A 6,882-nucleotide genomic window follows, 5' to 3' on the forward strand; every position below is an offset into this window, starting at 1 on the left:
ATTACCCCTTATCTTCTTTCAGCCAAGCTTTTATTAGATCAGCAACCTCATCTGGATGTTCCTTAGCATATTCACGCGCTTTTCGATCCAAAATTTGGGCTTTCGATTCTTTTGGTTCCTTTGGCTTTTCAACTTTAACTTTTGGAGCTTCGCTTACTTCAGCAGCAACATTGGGCTTAGGTGCATGCTGTCTTTCATAATCTTCAAGAATTTCTTTATCTAAACGATTATGACGGAAACGAACAACTAAGAAGACGATTGTCGCAATCAATAACAAAAGAGCAACAGCTAAACCGATATAGGCCCAAATATTCCAACTCTTAGAAACCTTATTTTTTTTCTTTTTAACCTTAGCTTTTTGTTTTCTGGCAAAGTTTACTGATTGAACCTGAATTGTGTCACCCCGCCCTTGGTTATAGCCGATTGCAGAAGAAATTAATTTTTTAATTTTCTTGCGATTAGCTGCAGACAAGCTTTTATCAATTACAACCGAAGCTGTCATTTGTTGAATCGCACCAGGTGCTGTTATCGTATTGGTTGTGCTTGTATTTAGTTCGTTGTTTACCACTTGACTTGAAGAAGAAGATGCATCATCGTCACTACTCCCAGAGGCATTTGTCGCACTATTATTTGCTTCTCCTGTTTCAGTACTTGAACTTGCAGCACCATTAGTCGCTGTAGCTGTTTTCTCACTTCTAACTTGTGGATTACTGTAGTTGACTGTCTTATTTTTTACAGAATCAAAATTTAGGCTTAAGTTAACTGAAGCTTTAACCCTTTTTTCACCATAAATAGGTTTAAGGATATGCAATATTTTATTTTGCAATGACTTTTCGTATTTTTTTGTAATGCTTAAATACTTACTATTGGAACTTACTAAGTTACTAGTTCCTTTTTTGCCGTTAAATAAAACATTCCCATTGCTATCAACAATTTTAATGTTCCGTTCACTTAAATTTTCAACTGCACCCGCTGTCAAAGCAACAATTCCTTGGACCGCTTCATTTGATATTCCATAGCCTTTTAATGTTAGGACAATTGAAGCTTTAGCAGCTTTAGTGCTATTTCCATTATCACTATCATCAAAAACGCTATTCTTGGTGGTTACTAACATAACCTTTGATGATTTCACCTGATTAAGAGCATTAATCGCGTTTTCAAGTTCACCAGTCAAGGCTCGTTGATATGTAATACGCCGATCGGCATCTGTTGTCATGACATTTGTACTATCAAATAACTCAAATCCTTGTGAACTATCAGGCAACTTGTCATCTTCAGCTAACTCAATTCGAACCTGATCAACTTTAGTTTTATCAACTAAAATTGTCTGACCATTATCTGCTAACTTATAGGCAACATCTTCTTGCTCAAGTTCATCAGTAATCGTTCCAGCGTCACCTTCACTTAAGTCTGTAAAAAGTACACCATACTGGACTCTTGTTTCTAGATAATAAACAGTTCCAGAAACAAATAGGACACTTAACAACGCAAGTATCCAAATGATCTTTTTTATTCGGCTTTGTGCCTGCCATTTATCTTTGATTGTTTGAAAGAAAGTCCCTAATTTTCCCACTCTGCTGTCTACTCCTTTTAAGCTTCAAATCTAAAACTGCATATTTTTAATATCGCTATAGGCATCAAGCAGTTTATTTCTCACCTGAACAGCAGTCTCTAATGACAATTGAGCTTCGGTCATTTTGACCATAACATTTCCTAAATCATTTTCTTTACCACTAATCATATTGTCAGTAGCTTTATCCATTGAAACCATTTTATCGCTTACTCCCGAAATGGCTTTATTTAAGTAGCTACTGAAAGTAGTTGAATTCTCATTACTTTGTGTAGTTTGGTCAAACCCTGTTACTTTAGCTAAGGACTTTTGATAATTTTGCAAACTACTTGTATTCACAGCACTTGTTGATATCATTTTTTTACCCCTTTGAAATATCGAGCGCAGATTTCAGAATATCTTTATTATCCTCAGCTACTGATTCATCTGCTTCGTAAGTCCGCATCGTCTGTATCATATCTACCATCTGATCAGACAAGTCAACATTTGAAGTTTCAACATACCCATTGCTGTCAGCATTTGAATCTGTTGGATCATAAACTCGTTTTACAGAATCATCTTCTTGGATTCCATCAACTTTGACACCGTAACTCATTTGCCCATTCTCATCAGTAGCTGAACTTGAGTCTGAAACATTTTTTACGTTTTCAGAAAATAGAACTGATTTTGATTTATAAGCCCCACCTTCTGCTGTCTGACTTGTATTAACGTTGGCAATGTTAGTAGAAATAGTATCCATTTTTAATCTTTCAAGAGCTAAACCACTCGTATTAATTTCAAGCCCATCAAAAATACTCATAAAAAATAACCTCCTCATTCAACCTTTTAGTGTTCTACTACATATCCCATCATTTGTAACCTACCATTTAGTTGAGAAACAAGTGATTTATAATACAAACCGTTTGTAGCAGCACCTGATAATTGAACATCGAGATCAACATTATTCCCATTTTCAGTTACACTTGAAGAATTATCGGTAGTTATATACGAATAAGAACTTGAATCAGATTTTATATGTTTTTTATTCGTAGTTTCCAAACTCAGGTTTTGTTCACTCTTTGACAATTCATTTTCAAAAACAACTTTTTTTGCCTTATAGTTTGCTGTGTTAACATTGGCGATATTGCTTGAAATAACTTTGGCACGGGTTGCGGAAACACTGAGCGCTTGCTTCATTAAATCATAAGTATCCATTTACTCCACCCCACTTAGATAGATATCAAAAGCTTAAGACTTACTAAATATTATACCATCAACTTTTTAAGTAACAGTTAAATAGTTTAGGAAAATTATTAAACTCTTTTAACAGAAAGAATTCTATGTTACGCCTCATAGAGCTACTCTTTTATTTAACAAAGATATGCCTTTATATTAAGTATCAAATTAGAAGCAAAAAATATCTTAGATTTATTGAAAATTTATTTTTAGCTCATTTATGCCCATGAACTTTACCGAACTGATAGGTAATGAATAATATTAATAAAAGTAAAAAGGTACTACCTATGACCCAAATCAGACTAGTTTTTGATACAAGGTCAGCATCAAAATTGACAGCCATTGCTAAGCCAATTTGAAACTTTTTTCTAAACTCCCATTTCCTTGTCCCTGAACTCAAACAAGCCTTTAGTTCATACTTTCCTGGTATGAGCATCTTATTGATTAGAATTTGATAATCGAAGTTGCTTAACGGAGCCATTTGCAAGTTTTTATTCTGTTTAAAAGCGGTTACTTTTCTACCCTTGGTAATCCAGGCCTTAATTTTTAATTTACCAAATAAAGTCGGCGTTATGTTTCTAATATTAACTAATACCCTCAGATGACTATCAATTGCTTGCGTTTTGATTTTGCCAAGTTTTAGTTGAGTAGCTACAACATGATCTGCTTCCTGCAAAGTTACTGGGATAACATAATAAAACTCATTTTGAAGCTGCAACTGATTTTGCGTATTTTTATTCTGAGGCAAAGCCTTTTTAGATTGATTTACTTCATGAATATAAAAAGCACCTGCCAATACTCCTGAAATTTTCTTTGCTGGCATTTTACAAGTATAATTGATAACTTTAATCTGATATGCCTTTAACTTAATCTTTGTTGGTCCATCAATTAATTGCGATATTCTTAAACTACCACTGTATTTATCTGCCGGTAATCTTGAATATTGTATTTGTCCATTTTTATTAGTATAAGCCGTTTCCAGTGATATCTTTACCAACTTTTCATTGCTTGAATGATTAATTAGTTTTATTCGAATTGGAAAAATTTGTCGTGGAGCAACTCGAGTGGCTATTCCGGAAGAAAAACCTTTTTCCAAAACTTTAACAGTTACTCCAGGAGTCGTTTGTAAATCTGCAGCCCTAACTACATTATCAATTATGAAAAAGCAACTTGCTATTAGGGCTATAAGCGTCAGCCATCCTGCTTTAAGTTTATGTTTCATTTTTAATTGGCCGATATATACGGATTAGCTCCTTTAATTTTTGAATACGAATTGCCACTGAAAAGCCATTTCAATCTTCCATAATATGTAGCAGGAAACACACGTTGATTACTTATAAGAATCATCGATGTATTTTCAGGAGTTGTTTTAAGGCTTGTTTCACCAGTTTTATTATTGTGCAGAATAATTGTTGACTGACTTGGAATCAATCTTTTGCCAGCGATCGTAAAACTTTTAATTTTCAGTTGGTGAGTTGCTCCAACGGTATATGCAGATTTATCAACCGTTGCTTTAAGGACCCATTTTGATGAATCAGCACCTATGTAATTAGCTGCTGTTATCTGTTGATTAGTTGCAACTCTAATGGCCTTATTAGCACTCGTTACTTTTCCTTTTTTTAAAGGCAAAATAACGTTTGGAACTGAATTGATTGAAGCATTACCAGAAATGACTTGAAACTCTGAAATTGATGTAGCAGCTTCAGCAGCCACAGGGTAATCAAACAGAATACAAAAAGCAACAGTCAATATAGTTAATGCTGAAACTCTTTTAAATTGTTTCAATGACGCTTTCTCCTTTTTTTAAGTTGTTTTATTTTGGGTAAGCTCAAAATAGAACAGCTTAAACGATTAATTCTTTTAGTTCAATTTTCCTTATTTACAGTCAAAAGCAAAAAATGGCTCCTTAATTAATTGAAAATACATTTTTGTAAATATAAGTTTTACAAACAATATATAATTTTTTAAGATGTTTGACGAAATACTATATTTACTGTAGTATGATACTGTAATATTTTGAGCTTACCCAAAATAGAATATAATATTAATTAAGTATATATATTCAACAATTTGAGTAGGATGAAAGCAATATGAAATTAGGATATGTTAGGGTTTCTTCAAGAGATCAAAACTTAGATCGTCAAATAGTTCGCTTGAAGGGAATCCCTGTAGATAAAATCTTTGCCGAAAAAAAGTCGGGCAAGAATATTGAAAATAGGATCGAACTTATCAGACTTATAAATCAAATCAAAGAAAGTGATATAGTTTACGTTACTAGCTTAGATCGCTTAGGCAGAAATGCAGAAGATTTAACTGAAATCATTCAAACTATCAGAAAAAAGGGAGCTTCATTGCAAAGTCTTGATTTACCAGACTTTTCTGCAGTTCCTGATCCTAACTTGCGGAATATGCTAACAGATATTTTAATTACGGTATTTAAATTTCAAGCACAAAGTGAACGTGAACGAATTCGAGAACGTCAAAAACAAGGGATAGCACTAGCTAAAAAAAGGGGAGTTTACAAAGGAAAGCCAATTCTATATGGTGCAAATTCACCTGATCCTCAAAAAAGGGCAATTTATTTTGCTTTAAAAAGAGACTTGTCTAAAGGCTGTACGATTAGATCGTTAGCTACCAAGTATGGGGTCAGTTTAGGAACAATCTGTCGGATAAAAAGGGAATCATAATTTTAGTTTGCAGTTAGTTATTAAGACTAATTTGGATCCTCTAGTCTTAATAACTCTCTTTTTCTGCAAAAAACATTCGTTAAATATTAAAGCAAATTGTTTTTTTGCTTAGAATGAACTATAATTATTTATGCTAACTTCAAAAGTTATTTTCACTAAAACGAATTTTAAGTATAGTTGAGCTTTTTTAATTTTGGGGTGATCAAATTTTGAGTGTTGAAAAAATATCTAATCTTCAGTATCTGCAGAATTACTATCCATCTTCAACGACAACATCTAATAAGGAAACTTTTAGCAACCTACTTAATGATAAATTAACTACTGATAAAACTTCTACAGTAACTGCGAAATGGGGAAATACTGTCTGGGGACTCGCTCAAACTTATCATACTGATGTTAACTCGATTGCAAAATTAAATAATCTGTCCAATCCCAACTACATTCAAGTCGGGCAAAAATTGACAATTCCAGATAATCAAACTTTAAGTTCAAGCACTACCACTGATTCTTCTCAGACAAACTTAGCTACCACAAATTTGGAGACTACTTCTAGCAGTCAGACTACATCGAGTACTAACAGTGATGCTAGTTCAACGAATGACGATACTGGTCTTTCAAAAGCTGAGTCAGATGCTAAAGCATATATTGTAGAGCATGAATCTGGTGGCAATTATAATGCACGTAACGGAAAGTATATTGGGAAGTACCAGTTGGATAAGTCATATTTAAATGGTGATTACTCACCCGCTAACCAGGACAAAGTTGCAGCTCAATATGTTTCACAGCGATATGGCAGTTGGGTAAATGCAATGAAGCATTGGGAAACGTATCATTGGTATTAAAATTTTTAATAGTTATTTTCAAAGAATTATTCATATTTTGAAGATCTTTTTGTACCTGAAAGCGAAAAATGAGAATCTGCTTACGTCCAAATTTATCAGAGCATAAGCAGATTCTCGTTTTTCATATAAACTATTTTGAATCATCAACTACCTCAACCGCCTGAAGTTTATGAAACCGAATTCGACTGTTAGTTATCCTGCCGAATCCAGGTAAGTTAACAACTGATATTATCAAGTCACCCAAAAATCTATCCTATGAAAATACCCTGAAAAGTCGAACAGCTTGATCTTGAAATAGTCAGTTTATGTATCCAGAGCTTGTTCATTTTTCACTAGAGCAACCAAATTTCTCATCTGATAACTTTACTCAGTTTTTCTTAAACAAATTAAAGAGAGTTTTCTTAATCAATACAATGACCAAGAAACTCTCTTTATTGTTTATTAAGCACGGCAGCTTCCTACCCTCGCAGGGGGCGATCCCCCAACTACTCTTGGCGTTAAGAAGCTTAACTTCTGTGTTCGGCATGGGTACAGGTGTATCCTTCTTGCTATCGCCACCGCACTTCTC

At 33.9% G+C, this 6,882-nt stretch carries 8 protein-coding genes and 1 rRNA gene; 2 read left to right on the top strand and 7 right to left on the bottom strand.

Annotation, left to right across the window (positions count from 1 at the left end; all coding sequences use genetic code 11):
* Nucleotide 1: 1 nt before the first annotated feature.
* The 6 genes from fliF to KH893_RS06415 all read right to left on the bottom strand — a co-directional run bounded on the left by fliF (nt 2) and on the right by KH893_RS06415 (nt 4,570).
* Entirely contained in the window at nt 2-1,573 is a 1,572-nt protein-coding gene (gene fliF / locus KH893_RS06390; protein WP_281165320.1) for a flagellar basal-body MS-ring/collar protein FliF, read from the bottom strand.
* Between the two features lie 30 nt (nt 1,574-1,603).
* On the bottom strand, nt 1,604-1,927 hold the full coding sequence (gene fliE, locus KH893_RS06395) for a flagellar hook-basal body complex protein FliE (protein WP_281165321.1): 324 nt from the start codon (nt 1,925-1,927) through the stop codon (nt 1,604-1,606).
* A 4-nt stretch (nt 1,928-1,931) separates the two neighbouring features.
* Nucleotides 1,932-2,369, bottom strand: coding sequence for a flagellar basal body rod protein FlgC (flgC, locus tag KH893_RS06400; protein WP_281165322.1), 438 nt, complete (start codon nt 2,367-2,369; stop codon nt 1,932-1,934).
* 26 nt (nt 2,370-2,395) lie between these two features.
* The gene (gene flgB / locus KH893_RS06405) at nt 2,396-2,764 is read right to left on the bottom strand and encodes a flagellar basal body rod protein FlgB (protein WP_281165323.1); all 369 of its coding nucleotides are present in this window, start codon (nt 2,762-2,764) and stop codon (nt 2,396-2,398) included.
* A 235-nt stretch (nt 2,765-2,999) separates the two neighbouring features.
* Entirely contained in the window at nt 3,000-4,007 is a 1,008-nt protein-coding gene (locus tag KH893_RS06410; RefSeq protein ID WP_281165324.1) for a DUF3324 domain-containing protein, read from the bottom strand.
* A gap of 2 nt (nt 4,008-4,009) precedes the next feature.
* On the bottom strand, nt 4,010-4,570 hold the full coding sequence (locus KH893_RS06415) for a hypothetical protein (RefSeq protein WP_281165325.1): 561 nt from the start codon (nt 4,568-4,570) through the stop codon (nt 4,010-4,012).
* A gap of 305 nt (nt 4,571-4,875) precedes the next feature.
* Between KH893_RS06415 and KH893_RS06420 the strand changes: the two genes are divergently transcribed.
* Together KH893_RS06420 and apf are read left to right on the top strand one after the other, a co-directional pair.
* Entirely contained in the window at nt 4,876-5,472 is a 597-nt protein-coding gene (locus tag KH893_RS06420; protein ID WP_281165326.1) for a recombinase family protein, read from the top strand.
* A gap of 209 nt (nt 5,473-5,681) precedes the next feature.
* Nucleotides 5,682-6,314 (top strand): aggregation-promoting factor, encoded by a 633-nt coding sequence (gene apf, locus KH893_RS06425; protein WP_281165327.1) that lies wholly within the window; start codon nt 5,682-5,684, stop codon nt 6,312-6,314.
* 445 nt (nt 6,315-6,759) lie between these two features.
* Here apf and rrf read toward each other — a convergent pair.
* A 5S ribosomal RNA gene (rrf, locus tag KH893_RS06430) occupies nt 6,760-6,876 on the bottom strand.
* Nucleotides 6,877-6,882 lie beyond the last annotated feature (6 nt).

This window comes from Liquorilactobacillus sicerae, from assembly GCF_029916425.1.
Taxonomy (GTDB): Bacteria; Bacillota; Bacilli; order Lactobacillales; family Lactobacillaceae; genus Liquorilactobacillus; species Liquorilactobacillus sicerae.

What these genes read in the sequence shown, in the direction of transcription:
- flgC (WP_281165322.1), bottom strand. Translation starts at nt 2,369, where the DNA reads ATGAGTATTTTTGATGGGCTTGAAATTAATACGAGTGGTTTAGCTCTT.
- flgB (WP_281165323.1), bottom strand. Translation starts at nt 2,764, where the DNA reads ATGGATACTTATGATTTAATGAAGCAAGCGCTCAGTGTTTCCGCAACC.
- fliE (WP_281165321.1), bottom strand. Translation starts at nt 1,927, where the DNA reads ATGATATCAACAAGTGCTGTGAATACAAGTAGTTTGCAAAATTATCAA.
- KH893_RS06420 (WP_281165326.1), top strand. Translation starts at nt 4,876, where the DNA reads ATGAAATTAGGATATGTTAGGGTTTCTTCAAGAGATCAAAACTTAGAT.
- KH893_RS06410 (WP_281165324.1), bottom strand. Translation starts at nt 4,007, where the DNA reads ATGAAACATAAACTTAAAGCAGGATGGCTGACGCTTATAGCCCTAATA.